The organism is Mesorhizobium sp. M0184 (assembly GCF_040322215.1).
Classification (GTDB): Bacteria; Pseudomonadota; Alphaproteobacteria; order Rhizobiales; family Rhizobiaceae; genus Mesorhizobium.
In genome coordinates this window covers 126,868-151,344 of the sequence record NZ_JAMYSZ010000010.1, presented here as the reverse complement: position 1 = coordinate 151,344, position 24,477 = coordinate 126,868, and the positions used below count along the sequence as shown (strand labels likewise).

Annotated in this window: 26 protein-coding genes and 1 pseudogene; 17 read left to right on the top strand and 10 right to left on the bottom strand. The window is 62.9% G+C overall.

Features of this window, described 5'->3' with window-relative positions; genetic code table 11:
- The first annotated feature begins 32 nt into the window (after positions 1–32).
- The 6 genes from fabG (at position 33) to gmk (ending at position 5,524) form a co-directional block, all read left to right on the top strand.
- A complete protein-coding gene (gene fabG / locus NKJ23_RS14915) occupies positions 33–770 on the top strand; it encodes a 3-oxoacyl-[acyl-carrier-protein] reductase (protein ID WP_352453223.1) in 738 nt (245 codons plus the stop codon).
- Positions 771–957: 187 nt separating this feature from the next.
- The gene (locus tag NKJ23_RS14910; protein WP_127851501.1) at positions 958–1,194 is read left to right on the top strand and encodes an acyl carrier protein; all 237 of its coding nucleotides are present in this window, start codon (positions 958–960) and stop codon (positions 1,192–1,194) included.
- A gap of 34 nt (positions 1,195–1,228) precedes the next feature.
- Complete coding sequence (gene fabF / locus NKJ23_RS14905) at positions 1,229–2,491, top strand: beta-ketoacyl-ACP synthase II (protein ID WP_352680768.1); 1,263 nt, start codon at positions 1,229–1,231, stop codon at positions 2,489–2,491.
- Positions 2,492–2,584: 93 nt separating this feature from the next.
- Complete coding sequence (mltG, locus tag NKJ23_RS14900) at positions 2,585–3,805, top strand: endolytic transglycosylase MltG (protein WP_352615821.1); 1,221 nt, start codon at positions 2,585–2,587, stop codon at positions 3,803–3,805.
- A gap of 138 nt (positions 3,806–3,943) precedes the next feature.
- The gene (locus NKJ23_RS14895) at positions 3,944–4,834 is read left to right on the top strand and encodes a YicC/YloC family endoribonuclease (protein WP_352579240.1); all 891 of its coding nucleotides are present in this window, start codon (positions 3,944–3,946) and stop codon (positions 4,832–4,834) included.
- Between the two features lie 33 nt (positions 4,835–4,867).
- A complete protein-coding gene (gene gmk / locus NKJ23_RS14890) occupies positions 4,868–5,524 on the top strand; it encodes a guanylate kinase (RefSeq protein ID WP_023677701.1) in 657 nt (218 codons plus the stop codon).
- Here gmk and NKJ23_RS14885 read toward each other — a convergent pair.
- From NKJ23_RS14885 to lptF, 7 genes and pseudogenes are all read right to left on the bottom strand, one after another.
- A pseudogene (locus NKJ23_RS14885) lies at positions 5,525–5,811 on the bottom strand (DUF1330 domain-containing protein).
- Between the two features lie 74 nt (positions 5,812–5,885).
- Positions 5,886–6,725, bottom strand: a complete 840-nt coding sequence (gene rsmA / locus NKJ23_RS14880) for a 16S rRNA (adenine(1518)-N(6)/adenine(1519)-N(6))-dimethyltransferase RsmA (RefSeq protein WP_023677699.1) — start codon at positions 6,723–6,725, stop codon at positions 5,886–5,888.
- A gap of 66 nt (positions 6,726–6,791) precedes the next feature.
- On the bottom strand, positions 6,792–7,811 hold the full coding sequence (pdxA, locus tag NKJ23_RS14875) for a 4-hydroxythreonine-4-phosphate dehydrogenase PdxA (protein WP_352680767.1): 1,020 nt from the start codon (positions 7,809–7,811) through the stop codon (positions 6,792–6,794).
- A gap of 12 nt (positions 7,812–7,823) precedes the next feature.
- Complete coding sequence (locus NKJ23_RS14870; RefSeq protein ID WP_023677697.1) at positions 7,824–8,750, bottom strand: peptidylprolyl isomerase; 927 nt, start codon at positions 8,748–8,750, stop codon at positions 7,824–7,826.
- Between the two features lie 117 nt (positions 8,751–8,867).
- On the bottom strand, positions 8,868–11,285 hold the full coding sequence (locus NKJ23_RS14865) for an LPS-assembly protein LptD (protein ID WP_352454408.1): 2,418 nt from the start codon (positions 11,283–11,285) through the stop codon (positions 8,868–8,870).
- Positions 11,285–12,370, bottom strand: coding sequence for an LPS export ABC transporter permease LptG (lptG, locus tag NKJ23_RS14860; RefSeq protein WP_023677695.1), 1,086 nt, complete (start codon positions 12,368–12,370; stop codon positions 11,285–11,287). Before lptG ends, NKJ23_RS14865 begins: the two co-directional genes overlap by 1 nt.
- On the bottom strand, positions 12,367–13,569 hold the full coding sequence (gene lptF, locus NKJ23_RS14855) for an LPS export ABC transporter permease LptF (RefSeq protein WP_352680766.1): 1,203 nt from the start codon (positions 13,567–13,569) through the stop codon (positions 12,367–12,369). The genes lptG and lptF overlap by 4 nt, the downstream gene beginning before the upstream one ends.
- 354 nt (positions 13,570–13,923) lie before the next feature.
- Between lptF and NKJ23_RS14850 the strand changes: the two genes are divergently transcribed.
- The 5 genes from NKJ23_RS14850 (at position 13,924) to NKJ23_RS14830 (ending at position 18,601) form a co-directional block, all read left to right on the top strand.
- Positions 13,924–15,090, top strand: coding sequence for a flavin-containing monooxygenase (locus NKJ23_RS14850; protein ID WP_352680765.1), 1,167 nt, complete (start codon positions 13,924–13,926; stop codon positions 15,088–15,090).
- A 72-nt stretch (positions 15,091–15,162) separates the two neighbouring features.
- Entirely contained in the window at positions 15,163–15,546 is a 384-nt protein-coding gene (locus tag NKJ23_RS14845; protein WP_031212013.1) for a VOC family protein, read from the top strand.
- 49 nt (positions 15,547–15,595) lie between these two features.
- Complete coding sequence (locus tag NKJ23_RS14840; RefSeq protein WP_352680806.1) at positions 15,596–17,092, top strand: leucyl aminopeptidase; 1,497 nt, start codon at positions 15,596–15,598, stop codon at positions 17,090–17,092.
- 38 nt (positions 17,093–17,130) lie between these two features.
- Positions 17,131–17,580, top strand: a complete 450-nt coding sequence (locus NKJ23_RS14835; RefSeq protein ID WP_352680764.1) for a DNA polymerase III subunit chi — start codon at positions 17,131–17,133, stop codon at positions 17,578–17,580.
- Between the two features lie 94 nt (positions 17,581–17,674).
- A complete protein-coding gene (locus NKJ23_RS14830) occupies positions 17,675–18,601 on the top strand; it encodes an aminoglycoside phosphotransferase family protein (RefSeq protein WP_352680763.1) in 927 nt (308 codons plus the stop codon).
- A 27-nt stretch (positions 18,602–18,628) separates the two neighbouring features.
- Here the strand turns inward: NKJ23_RS14830 and NKJ23_RS14825 are convergent, their stop codons facing one another.
- Positions 18,629–18,952 (bottom strand): carboxymuconolactone decarboxylase family protein, encoded by a 324-nt coding sequence (locus NKJ23_RS14825; RefSeq protein WP_352680762.1) that lies wholly within the window; start codon positions 18,950–18,952, stop codon positions 18,629–18,631.
- 223 nt (positions 18,953–19,175) lie between these two features.
- Between NKJ23_RS14825 and NKJ23_RS14820 the strand changes: the two genes are divergently transcribed.
- From NKJ23_RS14820 to NKJ23_RS14805, 4 genes are all read left to right on the top strand, one after another.
- On the top strand, positions 19,176–19,847 hold the full coding sequence (locus NKJ23_RS14820; protein WP_352680761.1) for a TetR/AcrR family transcriptional regulator: 672 nt from the start codon (positions 19,176–19,178) through the stop codon (positions 19,845–19,847).
- 4 nt (positions 19,848–19,851) lie between these two features.
- Positions 19,852–20,463, top strand: coding sequence for a hypothetical protein (locus NKJ23_RS14815; protein ID WP_352680760.1), 612 nt, complete (start codon positions 19,852–19,854; stop codon positions 20,461–20,463).
- The gene (locus NKJ23_RS14810; protein WP_352680759.1) at positions 20,460–21,308 is read left to right on the top strand and encodes a 23S rRNA (adenine(2030)-N(6))-methyltransferase RlmJ; all 849 of its coding nucleotides are present in this window, start codon (positions 20,460–20,462) and stop codon (positions 21,306–21,308) included. The genes NKJ23_RS14815 and NKJ23_RS14810 overlap by 4 nt, the downstream gene beginning before the upstream one ends.
- Before the next feature lie 125 nt (positions 21,309–21,433).
- Positions 21,434–21,886 carry a hypothetical protein gene (locus tag NKJ23_RS14805; RefSeq protein WP_352680758.1) on the top strand — a complete coding sequence of 151 codons (453 nt, stop codon included), beginning with the start codon at positions 21,434–21,436 and terminating at the stop codon, positions 21,884–21,886.
- A 35-nt stretch (positions 21,887–21,921) separates the two neighbouring features.
- Here NKJ23_RS14805 and NKJ23_RS14800 read toward each other — a convergent pair whose 3' ends face one another.
- Positions 21,922–22,281: a VOC family protein gene (locus tag NKJ23_RS14800; protein WP_352680757.1), complete on the bottom strand. Its 360-nt coding sequence runs from the start codon at positions 22,279–22,281 to the stop codon at positions 21,922–21,924.
- Positions 22,282–22,397: 116 nt separating this feature from the next.
- Between NKJ23_RS14800 and NKJ23_RS14795 the strand changes: the two genes are divergently transcribed.
- Positions 22,398–23,150: a sulfite exporter TauE/SafE family protein gene (locus NKJ23_RS14795; RefSeq protein ID WP_352457639.1), complete on the top strand. Its 753-nt coding sequence runs from the start codon at positions 22,398–22,400 to the stop codon at positions 23,148–23,150.
- Positions 23,151–23,188: 38 nt separating this feature from the next.
- On the opposite strand, the gene NKJ23_RS14790 is transcribed toward NKJ23_RS14795, so the two are convergent.
- Positions 23,189–23,791, bottom strand: coding sequence for a TetR/AcrR family transcriptional regulator (locus tag NKJ23_RS14790; protein ID WP_352680805.1), 603 nt, complete (start codon positions 23,789–23,791; stop codon positions 23,189–23,191).
- 94 nt (positions 23,792–23,885) lie between these two features.
- Here NKJ23_RS14790 and NKJ23_RS14785 point away from each other — a divergent pair, with 94 nt between their 5' ends.
- Positions 23,886–24,416 carry a DinB family protein gene (locus NKJ23_RS14785; protein ID WP_352680756.1) on the top strand — a complete coding sequence of 177 codons (531 nt, stop codon included), beginning with the start codon at positions 23,886–23,888 and terminating at the stop codon, positions 24,414–24,416.
- Positions 24,417–24,477: the final 61 nt, after the last annotated feature.

Here is a 24,477-nt window from a genome sequence, read left to right as displayed (position 1 = left end):
CGAAGGGTGTTCGCTCAGATCAGGAGGCAAGAATGTTCGAATTGACCGGCCGCAAGGCGCTCGTCACCGGCGCATCGGGAGGTATCGGCGAGGCGATCGCCCGGGTGCTGCACGGCCAGGGCGCCATCGTCGGCCTGCATGGCACACGTATCGAGAAACTGGAGGCGCTGGCCGCCGAACTGGGCGACCGGGTCAAGCTTTTCCCGGCCAATCTTTCCAACCGCGACGACGTCAAGGCGCTCGGCCAGAAGGCGGAGGCCGACCTCGAAGGCGTCGACATCCTCGTCAACAATGCCGGCATCACCAAGGACGGGTTGTTCGTACGCATGGCTGACGCCGACTGGGATAGCGTGCTCGAGGTCAACCTGACCGCCGTGTTCCGGCTGACCCGCGAGCTTACCCATCCGATGATGCGGCGCCGCCATGGCCGCATCATCAACATCACTTCAGTGGTTGGCGTCACCGGCAATCCCGGCCAGACCAACTACTGCGCCTCCAAAGCCGGTATGATCGGCTTTTCCAAATCGCTGGCGCAGGAGATCGCCACCCGCAATATCACCGTCAACTGCGTCGCCCCGGGCTTCATCGAATCGGCGATGACCGCCAAGCTCAACGACAAGCAGAAAGAGGCGATCATGGCGGCGATCCCGACCCGGCGCATGGGCACGGGCGCCGAAGTCGCCTCTGCCGTCGCCTACCTAGCTTCCAACGAGGCAGCCTACGTCACCGGCCAGACCATTCATGTGAATGGCGGCATGGCAATGATCTAACACTTGGGAAAACGCTTCATTCCGTCTTGGATGCACGGGATTTTTCGTGTAATGCCGCCCGCAACCCGGCGGTTCGGGCAAAAACCGGTCCTGTTCCGCTGCGTTTCCGGCAGGACCATCTTTCAGCTTGATTAGCGGCATTCTGCCCGCTAACGAAGACAGACAACCAAAAGACGAGGATGCCCAAATGAGTGACACCGCAGAGCGCGTCAAAAAGATCGTCATCGAGCACCTTGGCGTCGATGCCGAGAAGGTGACGGAGCAGGCGAGCTTCATCGATGATCTGGGCGCGGACAGCCTCGACACGGTCGAACTTGTCATGGCGTTCGAAGAAGAGTTCGGTGTCGAAATCCCGGACGACGCCGCCGAGACCATCCTGACTGTTGGCGATGCGGTGAAATACATCGACAAGGCCTCCGCCTGACGCTATTTGCAGTCATCACCGGGGAGGACCTGCGATGAGGCGTGTCGTCGTCACGGGCCTTGGGCTGCTTTCGCCGTTCGGCATGGGCTTCGAGCACAGCTGGAAGGAGCTTCTGACCGGCCGCAGCGCAGCCAAGCGCATCACCGAATTCGAGGTGGAAGACCTTGCCTGCAAGGTCGCCCACGTCATTCCGCGCGGTGACGGCTCCAATGCCACTTTCAATCCTGAAGCCGTTCTCGAGCCGAAGGAACTGCGCAAGATCGGCGACTTCATCCTGTACGGGATCGCGGCCGCCGACGAGGCACTCAAGGATTCCGGCTGGCAGCCGAAGACGCATGAGGAACAGTGCGCCACCGGCGTGCTGATCGGTTCGGGCATCGGCGGCATCGAAGGCATCGCCGAGAATGCGATGATCCTCAAGGAACGCGGTCCGCGCCGCATCAGCCCATTCTTCATCCCTGGCCAGATCATCAACCTCGTCTCCGGTCAGGTCTCGATCCGGCATGGGCTGAAAGGCCCCAACCATGCCGTCGTCACCGCTTGCTCGACCGGTGCGCACGCCATCGGCGATGCCGCCCGGCTGATCATCTGGGGCGATGCCGACGTTATGGTCGCAGGCGGCGCCGAAGCGCCGGTGACGAGACTGTCGATCGCCGGGTTCGCCGCTTGCCGCGCGCTCTCCACCGAGCGCAACGACGCGCCACAAACGGCCTCACGCCCCTATGATCGCGATCGCGACGGCTTCGTCATGGGCGAGGGCGCCGGTGTTGTCGTGCTCGAGGAGCTCGAACACGCCAGGGCCCGCGGCGCCAAGATCTATGCCGAGGTCACCGGCTACGGTCTGACCGGTGACGCCTATCACATCACCGCGCCTGCCGAAGACGGCGACGGCGCTTTCCGTTGCATGACCGCGGCGCTGAACCGGGCGAAGCTGACGCCGGCCGATGTCGACTACATCAACGCGCACGGCACCTCGACCATGGCCGATACGATCGAACTCGGCGCCGTCGAGCGGCTGGTCGGCAACGCCGCCTCGAAGATATCGATGTCGTCGACCAAATCGTCGATTGGCCACCTGCTGGGCGCGGCTGGTGCTGCCGAGGCGATCTTTTCGATCCTCGCCATTCGCGACAACATCGCGCCGCCGACCATCAATCTTGACAATCCGGAGCGCGAAACGGCGATCGACCTGGTGCCGCACAAGCCGCGGGCCCGGCAGATCGACGTGGCGCTGTCCAACTCCTTCGGCTTCGGTGGCACCAACGCCTCGCTCGTCTTCCAGCGCTACAATGGCTGACCGCTCTGCCGGTTTCCGTCTGCCGTCAATTTTGCCATATTCGCCCCTACTCTGCCCGAGGGGATTCGTCGCAAGATCAAATGGTAGGGCGCTATGAACACAAATCCGGCCGATAACGGGGAATTCGGGCAACGGGCAGCAACGCCCGGCCCGATCGTGCCGAAGACGGCCAGCGAGGCGTTGCGGCCCGAGGCCGGCACGCCGCCGCCGAAGCGCTCGCGTGCCTCGCGCAGCCAGTTCGTCGTGTTCATGAACTTCGTCATCTCTTCGGTGATGCTGATGGTGCTGGCGGCAGGCGTTGCGCTGTATTTCGGCAAGCAGGAGTTCAACGAGCCCGGCCCGTCGGCCAATGGCGACACTTTCCTGGTCAAGCCGAATAGCGGCGTCCAGGAGATCGCCGACCAGCTTGAGCGGCGAGGGCTGATCAGCGACGCCCGCATTTTCCGCCTTGGCGTGCGCGCCTTCGGCAATGATTCCGCCCTGAAGGCCGGCGAATACGAGATCAAGCCGCAGGCGTCGATGCACGATATCATGGAACTGCTGAAGAGCGGCAAGTCGGTGATGTATTCGCTGACTATCCCTGAGGGGCTGACGGTCGAGCAGGCGCTGCAACGGATCGCCGAGCAGGACGCGCTGACCGGCGATATGCCGTCGACCACTCCACCTGAGGGCAGCCTCGCCACCGACACGCTGCGTTTCACCCGCGGCGCAACACGCCAGCAGATGGTCGACAAGCTTCTGGCCGACCAGAAGAAGCTGGTCGACGAGGTCTGGCAGCGCCGAGCGCCGGATTTGCCGATCGCCAACGTTGAGGATTTTGTCACCCTGGCCTCTATCGTCGAGAAGGAGACCGGCAAGGGCGATGAACGATCGCGCGTAGCCGCCGTCTTCCTCAACCGGCTGGCCAAGGGTATGCGGCTGCAGTCGGACCCGACCATCATCTACGGCCTGTTCGGCGGCAAGGGCAAACCCATCGACCGCCCGATCTATCAGTCGGACATCCAGAAGCCGACGCCCTACAACACCTATCTGATCAACGGCTTGCCGCCGACGCCGATCGCCAATCCCGGCCGTGCGGCGCTGGAGGCAGTCGCCAATCCGTCGAAGACCAGCGATCTCTACTTCGTCGCCGACGGCAGCGGCGGGCACGTCTTTGCCTCGACGCTCGATGAGCATAACGAGAATGTCGCTCGCTACCGGGCACTGCTGAAAAAGCAGGCGCAGGACGCCGCCAAGGCCGGAGCAACCAATACCGGAGCCGACACGCCGGCGGGAGCCATCGTTGACGATGCGGGCCCCACCGCCGCCCAGTAGGGCCGGACGCCATCAGGTTGGCCCTGTGCATGTCCGGGTGGATGTGCAAGGGCTGCTATGGCATTGAAATTCACATGATCCTGTCCGGAGAAAATCGCTCCGGCTTGAGGGGCATTCGGCAAAGGGACGCACGGCTACATGAACTTGCAGAGCATGACCGGTTTTGCGCGCAGTGTCGCCGAACACGACGGCACTTCGATTGCCTGGGAAGCCAAGTCCGTCAACGGCAAAAGCGTCGAGGTCAGGCTGCGGCTGCCGCAAGGTTTCGACCGGCTGGAGCCGGCCGTCCGGCAGACGGTGCAAAAGCGTTTTGCGCGCGGCAATTTCCAGATGACGCTGACCATTGGCCGCGCCGCCGGCGCGCAAGCGCAACCCGTGGTCAACGAGGCTTTCCTGAAGGATCTGGCGGGCTTGGCCAAGCGGCTGCAGGAGCAGTTCGGAGTAGCCCCTGCGGCGGCCGACGGCCTGCTTGCGCTGCGCGGCGTCCTCGACATTCCCGAAACCATCGAAACCGAAGAGGCGCGCAGTGCGCTCGATACCGCAATACTGTCGGCGCTGGAAGCAGCACTGAACGGACTGCAGCAGGCGCGCCAGGGCGAAGGTGCGGCACTTCGTTCCCTGCTGTCCGGCCATATCGATGCCATCGAGGCGCTGACGCTGCGGGCCGAGGCCGATCCATCACGCGAACCGGCCACGATCCGCGAAAGGCTCGCCGAGCAGATCCGCCTGTTGATGGACGCGTCTGCCAACCTGGACGCCAGCCGGCTGCATATGGAAGCGGCGTTCCTGGCCACCAAGGCCGACATACGCGAGGAAATCGACCGGCTGAAGACGCACGTGGTGTCGGGGCGGGCACTGCTCGCCGGCGGTGGGGCCATCGGCCGCAAGCTCGATTTCCTGGCACAGGAATTCAACCGCGAATCGAATACGCTGTGTTCCAAGTCGAATGCTGCCGCGGTCACCGCCATCGGGCTGGAACTGAAGGCGGTCGTCGACCAGTTTCGCGAACAGGTCCAGAATCTGGAATGATCCCGATGCCAAGCCACATGACTGCCAAGCCCCATGACCGCTAGGGATGTGGGTTCCCGCATTCGGCGCCGCGGGCTGATGCTGGTCTTGTCGTCGCCGTCAGGCGCCGGCAAGTCGACGATTGCGCGCAATCTGCTGGAGAGCGATTCCAGCCTGGAATTGTCGGTCTCGGTCACCACGCGGCCACGCCGCGGCAGCGAGATCGAGGGCGTCCATTACCACTTCCGTACCATGCGCGAGTTCGAGCGGCTGCGCGATTCCGATGCGTTGCTCGAATGGGCGGAGGTGCACGGCAATTGCTACGCGACGCCGCGCGAGCCGGCTGAACAGGCGCTGGCCGAAGGCCGCGACATGCTGTTCGACATCGACTGGCAAGGCGCTCAGCAGCTCAAGGAGAAGATGCGCGCCGACATCGTCTCGATATTCATCCTGCCGCCATCGATGAAGGAATTGAAGGCGCGGCTGAAGCGTCGCGCCGAGGACCAGGAAGCGGTGATCGAGACGCGGCTCAAGAACGCCCGCAACGAGATCGAGCACTGGAAGGAATATGATTTCGTCATCGTCAACGACGATCTCGACCGCGCTTTCGCCGAGGTGCGCGGCATCGTCACCGCCGAACGGCTCAGACGCGATCGCCGGCCCGGCCTGTTCGATTTCGTCTCGGGGCTGCTCGACGAGAAGACGGATTGATCAACGCGCTATCCCCTCGACCAGGATCAGATTGCGGCTGAGCGCGGCGTCGCGCAGCTCCAATGCCGCGGCGTATTCGGCCGAGCGATACCAGCGCCGCGCCGTGTCCATGTCGGGGAATTCGACGATGATCAACGGCCCGGGAGACCAGTCGCCTTCCAACATTTCCACCTTGCCACCGCGTACCGCCCGCCATGCTGGGCGATGGAGGCAGCTGCGCGGGTGCGATAAGCTTCGATCGCCTCTGCGTCGCGGATCGTGACGTCGGAAATGACATAGGCGGCCATTGTTTGTCTCCGGGCAGGTTTGTCCGGCTATCTATGCCGTGAGAGCGGAAATTCCACGCAGACGCGTCCCGGCATCACACCGCGTTGGTCAGGCGAACGAACTCCTCGACGCTGAGCGTCTCCGCACGCCTGGTCGGATCGATGCCGGCGCGGGTGAGCAGCGCCTCGCCGCCGAGGCTTTTCACGCTCTGCCGCAGCATTTTCCGGCGCTGGCCAAACGCCGCTTCGGTGACGCGGCTGAGCCGTTTCACCTCTGCCGGCAAGGGGTTGGCACGCGGCACAAGATGCACCACCGAGGACGTCACCTTGGGTGGCGGCGTGAACGCCTGCGGCGGTACGTCGAAGGCAATCCTCGCCTCCGTCCGCCAGCCGGCCAGCACGCCGAGCCGACCATAGGCCTCGCTGCCGGGGCTGGCTGCAATGCGTTCGGCGACCTCGCGCTGGAACATCAGCGTCATCGATGTGTAGAAAGGCGGCCACTCGGTAACGGTCAGCCAGCGGATCAGCAATTCGGTGCCGATATTGTAGGGCAGGTTGGCAACGATTTTCGCCGACCCGCCGCTACCCGGCACTCCTTTTGCAAGCGCTGCAAAATCAGCTTTCAGCGCATCGCCGGCTACGATCTCGAGCCGACCCGGATAGTGGTTCGCGATCTCGGCCAAGGCCGCTAGGCAGCGCTCGTCGCGCTCGATCGCGACGACCCGCCGGGCGCCGTTGAGGAGCAGGGCACGAGTCAGCCCGCCCGGACCGGGACCGACCTCGATAACCGTAACGTCGCTCAGGTCGCCGGCGGTTCGCGCAATCTTGCTTGTCAGGTTAAGGTCGAGCAGAAAATTCTGGCCCAGCGCCTTTTTCGCCTGCAGCCCATGGCGCTCGATCACCTCGCGCAGTGGCGGCAGGCCGTCTATGCTCATCGGGCTGGGCTCATCAGGCGGGCTCATCGGTTAAGGCCGTCGAATTTGGCTGATTGGGCTCAGGGCCTACGGCCTTTTCCCGGTATCGGCAAGAACGCGAGCGAGTTTCAGCGCTGCAATCAGGCTGCCGGCACGGGCGATGCCCTTGCCGGCGATGTCGAAGGCGGTGCCGTGGTCGGGCGAGGTGCGGACGAAGGGCAGGCCGAGCGTGACGTTGACCGCCTCGTCAAACGCCAGCGCCTTGGCCGGGATCAGCGCCTGGTCGTGATACATACAGAGCGCCACGTCGTAGCCGGCGCGGGCGCGAGCATGAAACAGCGTGTCGGCCGGCAACGGCCCGAAGGCGTCGATCCCTTCCTGCCTCAGCCGGTCGACCGCCGGGCGCACGATCCGCTCGTCTTCGGTGCCCATGGTGCCGCCTTCGCCGGCATGCGGGTTGAGGCCGGCAATGGCGAGCCGCGGCTTGGCAATTCCGAAGCGGTTCGCAAGGTCGGCGGCGGTGATGCGGCCGGTGGCGACGATAAGGTCCGTCGTCAGCGCTTTCGGCACCTCGGCCAGCCCGATGTGGATGGTGATCGGCACGGTGCGCAGGTCCGGACCGGCAAGCAGCATCACCGGTGTCACTTCGGTGCCGGTGTGAAGCGATGCCAGATGCGCCAGATATTCGGTGTGGCCGGGAAAGCGAAAGCCGGCGTCGTAGAGCGGCTTCTTGGCAATGGGGCAGGTGACGACCGCGGCAGCGCGGCCGGCCAGGCAGTCGGCAACGGCGCGGTCGATCGCCTCGATGATGCCGGCGGCGTTGGCTGGATCCGGGCGGCCGGGACTGTCGACGAAACGGGCAGCAAGCGCCACCACCGGCAGCGCGCGCGAAAACACCCCCGGCGCTAACGCCGGCGTCGTCTCGGCAATCGCGATATCGGTGCCGAGCCTGTGCGCCCGCGCGGCAATCAGTGCCGGATCGGCAAGGAGATAAAAAGACGGAACGCCAGCGCTATCGCGGGCCTGCCAAGCAGCGATGGCGATCTCCGGCCCGACGCCGGACGGATCGCCGACGCTCAACGCCAGCGGAAGCTCTGCGTGAGGCACGGCGCTTCGACTTCAGCGCTCGATTATGCGGGCTTTCTTCCGCAACTCCTCGACATATTTCTTCGAGAGTTCGTCGGCGTTCTTGTCGTTCGAACCTTCACTCTGGAACACCATCTGCGCGGCTTTGTCGTCTGACACTTCGCGCGACGAGCAGATGCCGATGAATTCGACACCGCGGTCGGTTTCGCGCGTCGTGGTGGCGCCGCCGACCTTTGTAGCCTTTATCTGCTCGGCCCAGTCCGCCGGCAATTGCGGCGCCAGCACCCGGCCGAGATCGCGAACGGTGACATCGATCAGGCCCTTGGCGAATTCGCGCGTGGTGTTGCAGCCGTTGAAGCGGGCGCGCATGGCGTCGGCTTCGCGTTTGCGCTTGGCCAGCGTCGCGGTTCGCTCGGCGGCCGGCACCACGAAGATGACCTGTTGCAACATGTACTCTGTGGCGCTCGGTTTGCTGCCGCCTTTTTCGAGCATGCGCTTGACGAGGTCCTGCTCGCTCATTGCGCCGCCACCGTCTCCGGAACGGGAACGCGCGGTCAGCGCCTGGTTCCAGGCCATCTGCGCCCGGATAAACTCCTTGAAATGCTCCTTGGTGACGCCGGATTGCGCCATCGCGCCGTCAAGCTGCTTGAGCGGCATCTTGTTGCTGGTGGCGAAACGCTGATAAGCGGCATCGACCTGCGCGTCGCTGATGCGGATGCCGAGCCGCCGGGCTTCGGCCAGGCGCAGCGTCTGGTCGATCATTTCCTGGCCGGCATCGCCCTTTCTGTGCTGCAGGCGCAGGAAAGCGGCCCGATGCTGGATGTCGCCGGTGGTTATCGGTATATTGTTGACGACGTATTTGATCTCGGTGGCGAAAACTGGCCGCGTCACCGCGGTGGTCGAGAACGCCACCAGCAGCGCGAACCCTGCCGAAAAGAGGTATTTCCTCATCGAAAGCATCCCAATTCCATCCCGATTCGGCCCAACCTATCCCAGTTCAGGCCGTCAAAATTCGTGCCTGCTCTATGCGGCGAAACAATGTCGTCCGCCAGCCGCCCCGTTGCCGACCGCTGCCCGTTATTGAATGGTGTCGATGGAGCGTTGCGACGAACCGAAATCGCCGAGCGTGCGGAACGACAGGTTGAAGCCGACGTTCTGCGATACTTCCTTGGTGTTCAGGTCACGTCTTTCCGAAAACGTCATCAAATAGGTAAAGCACGAATCACTATAGGCAAAGCCGACCCCGTCCTTGACCAGAACGCTCTGCTCCAGATCATATGTGCCGGTGCCAAAGACGCGCCAATTCTCGGCAAGATGTGTCGAGGCGCCGAGCGTAACCTCATGGCGATCGGTCGAGAAGCCATAGAGCGGCTGCGCCTGGATGAAGGCGTATTTGGCGCTCAGCGATACCGGCAGGCCTGAAAAGGCGGCCTTTACCTCAGCGCGGCGGATCTCGAAGCTTTGCTCGTCGAAACGGCCGCTGACCGAGCCGGAAAACCCGCTGGGGCTGTTGAAGCCGACAAGGCCGACATAGTCGGAGGTTGCAGTTTCAAGACCCGAATAGGCGCCGACATTGACCAGGTCCGGCGTGCCGAACGAGTTCTGGCCGCCCAGCTGGTAGGATTGGCCGAACACCGCATTGGTGCCCCAGCCATTGTCATACGCGCCGGAATAGCGCAGCCCGACATTGGCGCGTGTGCCGCCTTCCATGCGGTCATAGCCCGAGAATTTGTCGCGCTCGAACAGCGTCGTGGCGTCGAAGACGAAGCTCTGGGCGTCCTCGTTGGGGACCGCCAGCCCGCCGACATATTGCTCGTTCGGACGCATGAATACCTGCGCCATCGGTTCGAAGACATGGCTGGAACTGGTCATCGAAAACAGCACCGGCCAGCGCATCTCAAGGCCGGCGGTCGCCATGTAGCGGGCAAGCGATGAACGCATATCGTCCTCGACGCCGAGATTGGTCGCCATCTGGTTGATGGCGTCGAGCGAGGCCGAGGAGGCGTTGACGTAGCCGGCGTCGCCGCGCAGCGCCAGGAGCGGTGTCAGCAGCAGCCCGCCATCGGTGGTGAAAGTGCGCTTCCATTCGGCTTCGGCGGTAAGGCGGCCGGATTGACCGTCGATGCCGCGGACGTTGTTGACGGACGAAGGGATGCCCGAATTTGCAAGAGCCGTATCGAGCCTGTCGCGGTCAATGACCCGCGCGTTGACGTCGAACGACAGCTGCCCGCCGGCCACCGGCATGTCGGGGATATAGGCGTAGTCGAGCGAGGGCAGCACCCAGGGCTGCTTGGCGGCGCGTGCAGTCGGATCGCTGGCGAGCGTGTCTTCCTGAACGTCGAAGTGCATGGCGCGCACATCGAAGTAATTGCGATCGTTGAGCCCCGTCAGGTACACCTCGGAGCGGTGCACGCTATCGTTGAAGCCATCGATGTCGTAGGTGCGCGCGAAATTCTTGTCGCTCTGCAGCAGGATGTCCCAGCCGAAGTCCCAGCGCGGGTTGATGGCGAACTGGCCCTGGGTGCCCATCATGCCGCGGAACCTGTTCGGGTCGCCTTCGGTACCCGAATTCACGTTGTGGCCATTGTCGTCGATGAAGGCGTCGGGATTCTCCTGCCGGATGCCCGCAATCTTCAGGCTGTACTGACCGTTGTTGAAGCGCTGCCTCCACTCGGCCTCACCGAGGAAACCTTGCTTGGTATAGCCGCTGCCAGTGACAGTGAGATCGTAGGTCGGCGAGAGCGCGAAATAATAGGGGACTTTAACACCGACGCCGAGATCGCTCTTGTAGGCGACGCCGGGGATCAGGAAGCCGCTCTTGCGCTTGACCGTTGGGTCGGCGATCTCGAAAGCCGGCAGATAGGCCAGCGGAAAGCCGAAGAACTCGAAATTCGAGTTCTCGAAGCGAACCGTCTTCTTCTCGCCGTTCCAGATGATCTTCCTGGCCTTGATACGCCAGGTCGGCGCTTTGTCGGGCTTGTCCTCGCACGGCTCGCAGGCGGTGTAGACGCCATTGTGGAACGTCGTCAGCACGCCGCCCATGCGCTCCGCGCTTTCGGCGGCGAAATACGCCTTGTCTATGGTCTCGACCCGCAGCGCGTTGACGAAGCCGTCGGCGAAATCGTCAGTGATGTCGGCATGCTGCGAATAGATTTTGGTGCCGTCGCTATTGACGAGTTCGACATTGCCGCTGGCGACGAGGCGTTTGGTGTTGCGGTTGTATTCGACCCGCTGGGCGACGAGACGGTTGCCGCCGTAGTCGATCTGGACGCCGCCGACGGCCGTCACTGTCTGCTTGTCGTTGTCGTAGACCAGCGTATCGGCTGCCAACAGCATCTGCGTGCCGCTCGGAACCTTCGTTGCCAGCTCACTGACGTCCTGGGCAAAAGCCGGAGCAACCGGGGCGGCGCTGGCAAGCAGGCACGCCAAGGCGCTCGCCGCAGAGAGGCGTGCCAAACCGGCGTGCCTATGGCTGCGCAAAACCGCCTCCCTCACTAGCCGTCTTCCTTGTATAGCAGGAATGTCACCCCGAAGAACATAGCCACGACAACCGGGACCCAAGCCGCTACGGCCGTGGGTACGAATCCCGCTACGCCGAATGCCTTGACCAGCACCGAAACGACATAAAGCAGAAAGCCGGCCACGATGCCACCCAGAATCATCGTTGCCGACTGCCCCATCCTCGCAAATCGCATTGATACCGTTGCCGCAATCAGCGTCATCGCGACAAGCAGGAAGGGCAGCGCAATCAGGGAATTAAACTGCATGGCGAAGGCATTTGCCTTGAGGCCGAAGGAGCGGGCCACTTCGATCTTGCCGGGCAGATCGTAGAAGGGAATGGTCTCAGGGCGCGCCAACCGCTCTTGCACAAATTCCGGCTTGAGATTGGTCGGCAGCCGATCGCTGGGTAACGACTGGATGGTACCGTCCCGGAACACCTTGACGTCCTGCAATTCCCAGTAGCCGTCCCGCAAAAAGGCGCGCGCCGCATCCTTGCGCTCGATGATGTCGCCTTGCGGGCTGAAGCTGAAGAAGACCGCGTCGGCCATCTCCAGGCCTTGATTGAGAATGGCGCGCGCGCCGATGATGGTGTCGCCGGCGTTGGTTTTCTGCCTGATCCAGGGCGCAGCATCGGCCGAGACGCTGTTCGACTTGCCCGAACGGAGCTGGGTCTCGATCTCCTCGGACCAGGAATAGGCGTGCGCGGCTACCGGATTGATGACGCCGACCGACAAGGCTCCAAACAGCAGCGCCCCGATGCAGCACGGCAGCAGGAATTGCCATGCGGAAACCCCGGCGGAACGGGCAATGACCAATTCATATTTGCGGTTGAGCGACACCAACGTCGCCATCGCCGAGAACAGGCCGACGAACGGCACCGTCTGCAGCATGATCATCGGCATCCTGAGCCCCGAAATGGCGAACGCAGTTGCGTAGGTGAAGCCCGGCACGCCGGTCGTACGGCCGGAAAGCTCGGTGAAATCGATCAGGAACACCAGCGCCAAGAGGCCGATGAAGAACCAGATGGTGATCGTCACATAGCGAAAGAAGAAGTACCGACCCAGAGTCCAGCCCATCAGCCGGCCCCCTGTCCGGATGCGCGACGCCTGGCAAAACGGAGCTTGATGGCGCTCCAGCCGTCACTGAAGCGGCCGGCAAGATTGGTTATCCAATCGGCCCAGGCAACCGGCAGTTCCATGGTCCGGTTGGACACGATGAACCAGATGGCGATCGCCGATGCCACGATCGGGACGCCGTAGACCATATAGGCATATTGCGGCACCTTGTCGGCCTTGCCGGCGGCAAAGAACCCGAGCCAGCGCACGAACAGCGCGATCGCGATTGCCGTGATCAGCGGGTGCACACGCGCCTCGCGATGCGAGCGCGCATCTCCGGCAACGGCGAGCGCGATCAGCGCGAAGACGAGCGAATAGGACCACTCGGAAAAACGCTGGTTGAGCTCGGCCAGATACCTGTTCGGCTTTTGCTGGTACATCTTGTCGTTCGGACTGGGATTGAGCAGATACTGGGTCGTCCGGTCCTTCGGCAAAAGCAGGATGTCAGATGATGCCGACATGAAAGCGGACAAGTCGAAGGCGTAGGAGGTGAACCGGATCACCGAGAGGTCGCCGGTCATGGTTTTGCGATGGATGACCCCGTCATTCATCATCAGCACCTTCTCGTCGCCGCGTTCGATGATGCTGCCGGTCTTGGCGTAGTAGATGAGATTGACGCCTTCTTCGCGCGAATCGGCGACGAAGATGCCGCCGAGACGGTTGTCGGGAAGCCGTTCGCCAACCTGCAGGAACAGGCCGTCATCGATCTTACGGAAGGTGCCTTCCTGGATGATCAACGACAACAGATCGGCACGCGACGACGCAATCAACTCGCGGTTCTTCTGGCGTGCATAAGGGTCGACGCCATTGTCGACGGCGAAGGAAAAAACGCTGGCTGCAAGTGCCAGAAGCATGATCGGCCTGACGATGGTCCAGCGTGAAGCGCCGGCGGCATTGATGACGGCCAGCTCCGAATCCGAATTCATCACGCTGAGGATCTGGGCGACCGCGACCACCAGGGCGAACGGCACGACAATCGGAACGATCGTCGGGATGATCAGCGCTGCGACTTCGAAGAAGGTGAGGGCCGACTGACCGCTATCGGTGACGAGGTCGATGCGGGCGAGCACCTGAGTCGTCCAGACGATCGCCAGCGTCCAGACGAGCGCCAGCGCGAATACCGCGAAAGCACGGCGCATGATGTAACGTTCAACGACCTTCATGAAGGCTTTTCTCGGCGGTTTCGAACGGCATCATGCCTTGGAACAAGGTAGTCGTCCGGCGCCGGCTGCACAACTGGCTCAGTTTGGCGGTTCGATCTGGGTTCTGTCCCGTATCGCAAATTCCGCTGGGCCGGAGTGTCGGCGGCAATGGATAAGAAAGGGCGAACATTGTTGGTTAACAACAGGTTGCGGCGGGAAGCGGGGCCGTGCCGCGACGAATCGTGGATGGTTCGATATCGCATATGGGAGCGATTTCGGCCAAAGTCTTGTCAAATGCGGCAAAACGACCAAATGTCGCGCCGGTCGCGACCGCCGCGGCGTGATAAGACGGGTCAGGATCTGTTGAGCCCCAGCATGGAAGCGGAAAAATTGCGCGGTCAAACCGGTCGGGAAGCGGTCTTTGACGGCGCGATCGTGGTCGGGGCCGGCGCGGCCGGCCTTGCCGCCGCCCACGCCTTGATGAAGGCCGGCGTACCGACGCTCGTCCTGGAAAAGGAGAGCCGGCTTGCCGAACCCTGGCATCGGCGGCACCAGCGGCTGCACCTCAATACGCATCGCGATCTCTCGACGCTGCCCGGCGTCGGCTATCCCGCAGGCACCCCGGCTTTTCCGCATAAATCGGCCGTCATTCGCCATCTGAACGATTTCAGCCAGGCGCATGGTCTGCCGGTCGCATTCGGCGTTGCCGTTGAAGAGATCACGTTCGACGGCGATCACTGGACCGTGCGGACGAACTCCGGACGTCGTCTGGCGCGCCATGTCGTCGTCGCCACCGGGCGCGACCGGCAGCCGTTTATTCCCGCGTGGAAAGGCATGAAGGATTTTGCAGGCCGGATTATCCATTCGGCCGATTTTGGCGAGGCGAAGGACTACGTCGGCAAAAAGGTGCTGGTCGTCGGAGCCGGCAATTCGGGGTTCGACGCACTCAACCATCTTGCGAATGCAGATGCCCAAAGCATCTGGCTGTCGGCCCGCAACGGCCCGTCGCTGCTGCCGAAACGCATCGGCAAGGTCGCCGTCCACAGGCTTTCACCGTTGATGGCGAGCTTGCCGGTGCGGCTGGCCGATGCGGTGATGGCGACAACCCAGCGCCTGGTTTTCGGCGACCTGACGAAATTTGGGCTTCCGCCGGCTCCCATAGGCGGTGCGAGCCGTCTGAGCGCCGACTACACCGCGATCGCAGCCGATGACGGCGCGGTTCGCGCCATAAAGGCAGGCACGATCGTGGTGGTGCCACCATTGCGGGAATTTACCCCAGACGGCATCGTATTGAATGACGGCAGGTTGATCACGCCCGATATCGTCATTGCGGCGACCGGCTATCGCACCGGTCTGGACCAGATGTTCGGCAAGCTCGGCGTTCTCGACGGCAAGGGCGTTCCGCTTTTCAACGGCGGCGATGCCGATCCGAAATTGCCCGGTCTGTGGTTTACCGGCATGCGGCCGAGCATTCGCGGTTGTTTCGCCAACGCCCGCATTCAGGCCAGGGCGATAGCGGCGCGGATTGTCAAGCAGCGATGATGAGCCGGACTATGCCGATTGTTCCGCCCGCAATAGACACGCCTTGTTGAGCGTGCTCGAACCGAAAGGTCAATGATCATGACGCCAGTCAGCATTCGCTACATGGTCGATGATGTCGCCGCCTCGATCGACTTCTACTGTGGACATCTGGGCTTCGCTGTTGAACAGGACGCGCGACCGGCTTTTGCTTCCGTCACACGCGGCGCTTTACGGCTCCTTCTAAGCGGACCCGGCAGTTCGGGTGCACGGGCGATGCCGGATGGCCGGCAGCCGGTGCCGGGAGGTTGGAATCGCATCCTGTTGGTGGTGCCGGACCTGAAAGAAGAGGTTGCGCGCCTCAAGAGTGCTGGACTTGTCTTTCGCAACGATATCATAACGGGCGTCGGCGGTTCCCAGACGCTGCTCGAAGACCCATCGGGCAATGTCATCGAGCTGTTTCAACCCGCCGCTCACTGACGAACGTTTCTCGCAATAATCCAACTCACTTCCCCGAAAGCAGGACATGATGAATTCGAGACCCTCGATCGCCTTTGCCAAATTCGCCGCGCCCAAAAAAGGAAGCGTTTTCGTTCTGGTGGCCGACGAGGGCGGCCTCAGCGATGCCGCCAGGGCTTGCGATCCGGCAAAGACCCTCGAGCGGGCTTTTCCGGTCGCCGACTTCACCGGCAAATTCGCCAGCCTGGTCGAAGTGCTGGCACCGGAAGGGACATCGCTCGAGCGGCTCGTGGCGGTCGGTGCCGGCAAGGGCTCCAATCTCGATGATTACGCCTGGCTGAAGCTTGGCGGCACGATTGCCGCGTCCTTTCGCAAGGCAACCGAAGTGGCCGTCGTGCTCGATCTTCCCGGTGCGGCCGTCAGCGGCAGGCAAGCCGTTCAGCTTGCAGCGGGCATCCTGCTGCGCAGCTATTCCTTCGACAAGTACAAGACCAAAAAGAACAATGGTGACGACAAGCGCGAGCCAAAAAAGCCGGTCAAGGTGACTATTCACACCGCCGATCCGGCAGCTGCAAAGAAGGCCTTCGCCGATGAAGCGGCGGTGATCGACGGCGTCTTGCTGGCGCGCGATTTGGTCAATGAACCGGCCAATGTTTTGGGACCGGTGGAATTCGCCGCCCGCATCGCCGAACTGGAGGCGCTCGGCGTCACGGTCGAGATCCTGGCCGAGAAGGAGATGAAGAAGCTCGGCATGGGTTCGCTGCTGGGCGTAGCGCAGGGTTCGCCGCGTGGCGCCCGCATCGCGGTCATGCGGTGGGACGGCGGCAAGGCCAAGGAAAGCCCGGTCGCCTTCGTCGGCAAGGGTGTCACCTTCGACACCGGCGGCAATTCGATCAAGCCGGCGTCGGGCATGGAGGACATGAAGGGCGACATGGGCGGCGCTGCTGCCGTCACCGGGCTGATGCACGCGCTGGCCGCGCGCAAGGCGAAGGTCAATGTCGTCGGCATTGTCGGGCTGGTTGAAAACGCCGTCGACGGCCACGCTCAGCGACCGGGCGACATTGTCACCTCGATGTCGGGCCAGACTATCGAAGTGCTCAATACCGACGCCGAGGGCCGCCTGGTGCTGGCCGATGCGCTCTGGTACTGCAACGACCGCTTCCAGCCGAAATTCATGATCAATCTGGCGACGCTGACCGGCGCCATCATGGTCGCGCTCGGCCAGCATTATGCCGGCCTGTTCTCCAACAATGACGAGTTGGCGGACCGGTTGACGGCGGCCGGACAGGCGACGCAGGAGCGGGTGTGGCGCATGCCGCTCGGTGCCGAATACGACAAGCTGATCGATTCCAAGAATGCTGACATGAAGAACATCGGCGGCCGCCATGGCGGCGCCATCATTGCCGCGCAGTTCCTGCAGCGCTTCGTCAAGGACACGCCCTGGGCGCATCTCGACATCGCCGGCACCGCGATGGGCGCGCCTTCCAACGAGATCAACCAGTCATGGGCTTCCGGCTTCGGCGTCAGGCTGCTCGACCGGCTGCTGCGTGACCATTACGAGCAATGAACGGCTGGGGCGGGACTCCGACAATGTAGACTGAACGCATGGCCGAGATTCTGTTTTATCACCTGACCGAATCGACGCTGGAGGATGCGTTGCCCGGCCTCCTGGAGCGCAGTGTCGATCGCGGCTGGCGTGCCGTGGTGCAGACCGGCACCGAGGAACGGCGCGACGCGCTGGACCAGCATCTGTGGACTTTCCGGGACGATTCATTCCTGGCCCACACAACGGATCGCGAAGCCCATCCCGCCGAGCAGCCGGTGCTTCTGACCGTCGGCCCTGACAATCCGAACCAGGCGCAGATACGCTTCCTGGTCGATGGGGCGGTGCCGCCGGAGCTTGGCGGCTACCAGCGCGCCGTGTTCCTGTTCGACGGCCACGATGCAGCCCAGCTAGAGGCGGCACGCACGCACTGGAAGACAATGAAGGAGGCCGGCCACACCGTGACCTACTGGCAGCAAACGCCTGACCGGCGCTGGGAACGCAAGGCCTAGAGAACTTGCATCCACACATGGAATCACTGGCGCCGCAAGAGTGCGACGACAAAAAGATGGACCGCCGGCTATTCAGAAGACCGGAGCAAGCCCGATGCCGCCCGATGAACGAACGCCAGGCATGCCGATAGATGCCGCACTTGTTCGCCGGCTGATTGCCGCGCAGTTCCCCAAATGGGCGGACCTGCCGGTAGAGACGGTCGAGCCTGGCGGCTGGGACAACCGCACGTTCCGACTGGGCGACAGCATGTCGGTGCGGCTGCCGAGCGCTGCCGCCTATGTCGCCCAGGTCGAGAAGGAGCATCGCTGGCTGCCCCGCCTGGCGCCTCACCTGCCTCTGCCGATACCCGTGCCGCTGGCCAAAGGCGCGCCCGGGGAAGGCTATCCATGGCCTTGGTCCGTCTATCGCTGGCTTGGCGGCAGACCGGCGGCTGGTGGACTGATTGCCGATCTTACCGAGTTCGCCCGTTCGCTGGCCGGCTTTCTGGTTGCGCTCTACCGGATCGACGCTGCCGATGGGCCACCGGCAGGGCAGCATAATTTCCACCGCGGTGGCCGGCTTTCGGTCTACGACGCCGAGACCCGAGCCGCGCTCTCGGCGCTCGGCGGCCGCATCGACAAGGCCGCCGCCGAGGCCGTGTGGGCGACGGCCCTTGCCTCGCGATGGCAAGGGCCGCCGGTCTGGGTCCATGGCGACGTCGCCTCGGGCAATCTGCTCGTCGAAGATGGCAAGCTCTACGCGGTCGTCGATTTCGGTAGTTCGGCTATCGGCGATCCTGCCTGTGATCTGGTGATCGCGTGGACGGAATTTTACGGCGAGAGCCGTCAGGCGTTCCGCGACGCCATTGCCCTTGACGAGCACAGCTGGGCGCGCGCACGGGGCTGGGCGTTGTGGAAGGCGCTGATCGTCGCTTCGGGACATGACGGCAACCAGCGCGAGGCGGAAAAATCGTGGCGGGTCATCAATGAGGTGCTGGCGGATCACACAAACAGTCGGAGCGGGAAGGCCAATTCAGTCTGAACGCGTCCCGCTCTAATAACGAAAGCATTACTGCCCGCCCATCTCCTTCCTGAAGGTATCGAAATCTACCTGCATGCCGTTGAAGATGGTGCTCCAATGGCGGGTCAGAGCTGAAACGGCGACCGCCTCCTGTATCTCCTCGTCGGTGGCGCCGGCGCGCTTGGCGTCCTGCGTGTCCGACCAGATACAGTAGTTGCACGGGATTTGCGCCGCCACCGCCAGCGAGATCAGCGACTTGACCTTCGGCGGCAGCGCCGTCTTGTCGCTGAGCTGGATGGCCTTGACCTCGGCCCATGCACCGGGCAGACCGGCTTTCGGGAACTGCTTTACGAAACCGGGCACCCCGCCCATGGTCGACTGGATGTCCTTTACGGTTGCGTCATACTCATCGGCATAAGAAGGAGCTGCAGCCAGCACACAGGTGGCGGCGAGCAGGCAGGCACGGCGGATGGAAGAATGCGTTGATGAAAGAGTACGATAGGCAGAGATGACGTTCTCCTCTGGCGTTTGTTGGCCTTACGGTGTAAGGTAACGTCGAAAATGAACCTTACAGTGTAAGTGGTCAAGCGACGCCATGGACACATCGATCAAAAAAAAGCGACCGCGCGGCCGGCTGTCTCGCGAGATGATCGAGGACGCGGCTTTGAAGGTGATCGAGAGCGAGGGCCTCGCCGGGTTTTCGATGCGCAAGCTGGCGGCAGAACTCGGCTGCGAAGCCATGAGCATCTATCACCACTTTCCTTCGGTGGCGCATCTCTTCGAAGCCTTGGTGGATCGGCTGATCGGCTCCCTCGAAATGCCCGACGCGGACCTCCCTTGGCGACAAAGGTTACGCATTGCCGTGCAGGATTTCCGCCGCGTCGCGCGTGAGCACCCGGCCTTTGCCACGTTCCTTGTAACCTACCGGATGAATTCGCCGACCTGTCTCACTTGGCTGAACGGCATCCTTGGCCTGTTCGAGGCCGGCGGCTTCGGACCGGAACTGGGGGCGCGGCTGTTCCGCACCACCGGCTATTATCTGATGGGTGCCATCCTCGACGAGACTGCCGGCTATGCACAGGGGCCTTCGGCCGTGACCATCGTCAGCGACGAGCAACTGGCGCAGGATTTTCCAAAAGTAGCTGCGGCCGGGCGTTATTTCGGCACCGCCGAGTTCGACCGGACGTTTGATCTCGGCCTTGACATGCTCCTGGACGAAATGGAGAACGCCCGCGACTGCGCCAGCGCGCCGAACACCGGGTCTTGACGTCATGCGCTCCCTGTTCGCTCTGATACTGCTCATCGGTACCGGCATCGGCGTCGTCTACCCCTGGGCGATGACCAATTTCTCCGGCCATGAGATCGGCACCTGGCGGGTTTACGACCAGGGCCGGTTCAAGCCGGTGACCGTGCCCCTGAGCGCACGCGACGGGCCGCTACGCGTGCTGGTCGACCTTACGGCGAGAGCCGAGCGCATCGTCTCGCAGCAGCGCACTGTGCTGACCCTGACTGCCGCCGCCGGCGGCAGGACGGTGCTCGCCTCGACGCTGCAGTTCAATCACTCCGACAATCCGCGCCAGGTCAGCCCGCAACTGCCGGACAGGATCTTTCGCGACGAGGCCGGCCTGATCCCGACCGTTACCCCTGGTTCCTACATCTTCACCGTCGGTCCGGGCGACGCCGAAGGCATTCCGATGCGGGCCGTCGATCTCGTCCTGCGCTCGGGTGCCGGCGAGGTCGACCGCCGGGCGCGCCCGGTCGGTTTTTCCCTGATGGCGGCCGGCCTGGTCGGGCTGGTGCTGGCATTCCGTTTCGGCGGCCGTCGGCCGGAAAATCCGAACTCGCAGCCGCCACCGCCACGCTGGGGCAGGGGCTCCAATTGAACTATCGCCACGCCTACCACGCCGGGAACTTCGCCGACGTCGTCAAGCATGTCGTGCTCAGCCGGCTGATCGAATATCTGAAGCAGAAGGACAAGGCGTTTCGGGTCATCGACACCCATGCCGGCATCGGCCGCTACGATCTGTCCTCGACCGAAGCGCAAAAGACCGGCGAATGGCAAGGCGGCATCGGCCGGCTGGTCGACGCCGCACTCGATGCGCCGGCGGTGGCACTGCTGGCGCCGTATCTTGAAGCCGTACGTTCGCTCAATCCGGACGGCGGCGTGAAAAAATATCCGGGTTCGCCGTTGATCGCCCGGCACCTGATGCGCAAGCAGGACCGGCTGTCGGCGGTCGAACTGCACCCTAAGGATGCCGCCAGGCTGAAGGCGCTGTTCGACGGCGACTTCCAGACCCGGGTGATCGAGCTCGACGGCTGGCTGGCCCTCGGCGCGCATCTGCCGCCAAAGGAAAAGCGCGGCCTCGTGCTCATCGATCCGCCCTTCGAGGAAGAGGGCGAGTTCGACCGCCTCGTCGACGGACTGCAAAGGGCCCACCGACGCTGGCCCGGCGGCATTTACGCGCTGTGGTATCCGCTCAAGGACCGCAGGGCGGTCGCCGCCTTCCGCAAGGCGCTGAAGCAGACGGGCATTTCGAAGCTGCTCGACATCGGTTTTGAGATCAGGCCGGACGCCGTCGAGCCGAGCCTCGACGGCTGCGGCATGGTGGTGGTCAATCCGCCCTTCACGCTGGAAGGCGAGTTACGGACGCTGCTGCCGGCGCTGCACCGGCTGCTTGCACTTGAGCAGCCGTCGCATTGGACGCTGGACTGGCTGGCGGGAGAGTAGTTTGAGGGCGCGGCCCTGCCGTTCCGTCAGCGCAACCATCGTCACCACAACCACGGTCGCTACAACCGCTTGACCGCACGTCAGCGAATCCGCACAGTGCGCGCAGTCGACCTTGAGAGGCTGCCATGACTCGCTTCGCCCAATCCGCCCTTGCCGCACTGCTCGCCTTTTGCACGCCGCTGGCCGCACCTCTTGGCGTCACCCAGGCAGTCCAGGCGGCCGACCTTGCAATCTATACCGACGAGGATAGCGGCGTCTGCGGCGAGGCCTGGGTGCTGAACAAGATCACCGACCGCTTCTCCTATCAGGTGCATCACGTGCCGCATCTGCCGGATGTGCAGATCGTCGAGTTCCAGCGCATCCACCAGCATCGCTATCTGCCGGCCGACGACACCTGGCCGATCGGCCGCCGTTATTGCGGCGCCACCGTCAGCCTCTCCGACGGCGGCGCTCGCACCATCTGGTACCTGATCGAGGAAGGCCAGGGTTTTGCCTCGATCGGCGACAATGTCGAATTCTGCGTCTCGGGCTTCGACCGCTGGATGGTCTACAACGGCCGCTGCCGCGTCCTGCGCTGACCAGCGCCTTCCGATCCGGCGGATTGTTGCGTCACTTAGGTGGTCGAGAAAAGGAACACCTGACGGCCATCAGGATCACGGACGATCACACGTCTGCCCATAGCTGTCGCCTTGACGTCCGCAATGATTCCAAAGCCGTTGGCCTTGGCGGCAGAAGCAGCTTCATCTGCGTTGGCGACTTCGAAGCCGATCATCGTTCCCGCTCCTTCCGGCGTCGTTGCTTCTGCCGGATAGAGTTCGATCGCAAGCCCTTCACCTTGGAACGCGAAATGTATCGGACCGGAGCCATGCTGCTCTTGCCTGAAGACAATTCCGAAATTCGCGTAGAAAGCCGCGGCTGATCTGGGATCAGCCGAAAACCATGTGACAAATGTCAAGCTCGGCAAGGAGGACATTCATACCTCTCTGGTGTTGAGGGTCCAAGGTCGGACGAGGTTGCGAAAATCGTAGACTTCCATGCATGTCAACGCCAACCGACCACATCGATCACTTTGCGGGGAAACAGCACTACATGGATTCGCTTGTTTATACTGTTGCTCTCGGCGCGGTCGTTGCAGGCTTCGTCCAAGGGCTTTCCGGGTTCGCTTTCAGCCTGGTTGCCATGTCGATTTGGGTTTGGACCGTGGAGCCCCAGCTCGCTGCTGCCATGGCGATCTTTGGGGCGCTCACCGGTCAGATCATCGCTGCCGTCACCGTCCGCCGGGGTTTTGATCTCAGGCTTCTGCTGCCCTTCCTGATCGGCGGGACCATCGGGATTCCGGTCGGTGTCGCCATCCTGCCCTTGCTGGATGTGCAGTTGTTCAAGCTGGTCTTCGGCGCGCTGCTGGTCGTTTGGTGTCCCTTGATGCTCTTTGCGCGTCGCCTCCCTCCCATCACGGTCGGGGGTCCTGTTGCAGACGGTGCAATAGGTCTGGTCGGCGGCATCATGGGTGGACTTGGCGGCTTCACCGGCCCGGTTCCAACGCTGTGGTGCGTGCTGCGCCAATGGGAAAAGGACAGCCAGCGTATTGTCATCCAGAATTTCAACCTTGTGACCCTCTCCATGACGATGGCCGCCTATCTTGCGGCCGGAAAGATCAAGCTCGAAATGCTGCCGATGTTTGCCGTCGTCGCGCCGGCGATGTTGATACCGACACTCCTTGGCGCGAGACTCTACATCGGCGTTAGCGAGGCGACTTTTCGAAAGATCGTCCTCACACTCTTGGCCGCATCAGGTGCGGCATTGTTGGCATCGTCCTTGCCGCACCTCATAAGCCGGGTTTGAACGACACACAGAAATCCCGACTTCCGCCGTGCCATGCGCTATCGACCGATGCGGCCTGCTCCCGATAGGTAGGCGCAGATCAGTTCGACGAGTTGCTTTTGCAGCTCCGGCGCGGCGAGCATGTTCCGGCGTGCCGCGTTGTGGATCACACCTTCGATCGCTGACGACAGCACGCGCGCAACGGCCTCCATGTCGGCGCCTTTCCTTGGCTTGCGATAAGTGGCGACAGCAGTCGCATAGTGATTGAGGTATTGCGCCTGGAACGAAGCATGGGCGGCCCTGGAGCCGCGATCGCCCGGCGCCTCGTCGAGCAGCACCTGGTGTAGTGTCGGGTGAATGCTGTGCGCGGCGATCATGCCGCGCACCAGCTCCTGTGCGAATTTCCTGAGCGGCTTTTGGTCTTCCGCCGAATCGCGAATGACCGACAGCACATGATCGAAGTGACGGCGCCGGACGGCAGCGAGCAGGGAAAGCTTGTCGGGAAAATACTGGTAGAGCGTGCCGATGCTTACACCTGCTGTCTCGGCAACCTTGTTGGTGGTGAAGCCGGCCCACCCCAGCCCGCTCAGAACATGAGCCGCCGCCTCGATGATCGCCTCGACGGTTGCCCTGGAACGCGCCTGGCGCGGCTGTTTGCGCATGCGCGGATGCGGTTTTGCAATGCGAGTAGACACGTTCGCCCATTCTCCTGAAATATAAACAACATACTCGCATTTCCGGAAAAGGACACCGACCATGAATGCGCTCGCTCTGCTTCGCAGCCTGTTTGCCTATCAGGCCTGGGCCAATGACGAACTGCTGGAAAAGCTCGCGAGTCTCGACCCGCATGTTCACGGCAAGGAACGGCAGGCCGTGATACGGCTCGTCGATCACAGCCATGCGGTGTCGCGGATATTCTCGGCGCACCTGGTTGACGCAAGCCATGGCTACTCCGTCGACACCACCGAGGACACGCCGGCGTTCGACGAACTTCGCGCCGCGATCGCCGCGACCGATCGCTGGTATCTCGATTATCTCGAAACCGTTTCGTCGCGGCAATTGTCCGAGCCCGTCGCATTCGTGTTCACCGACGGGGATAAGGCATTGATGTCGCGACAGGAAATGCTGACCCACGTCGTACTGCACGGCGGCTATCATCGCGGTGAAGCGGGGCGCATCCTGGCGCAGATTTCGGTCATGCCGCCATGGGATACCTTCGCCGTCCATCTCCACAGGGCCGAGCCTTCGCGCCGGCTGCAGATGAGCCGTGAGCCGCTCGGCGCCTGAACGGCCGAGCGCATTCGATCGCGAGGGTCGGCTCGACCGGATCTATCGAACGATATCCTGT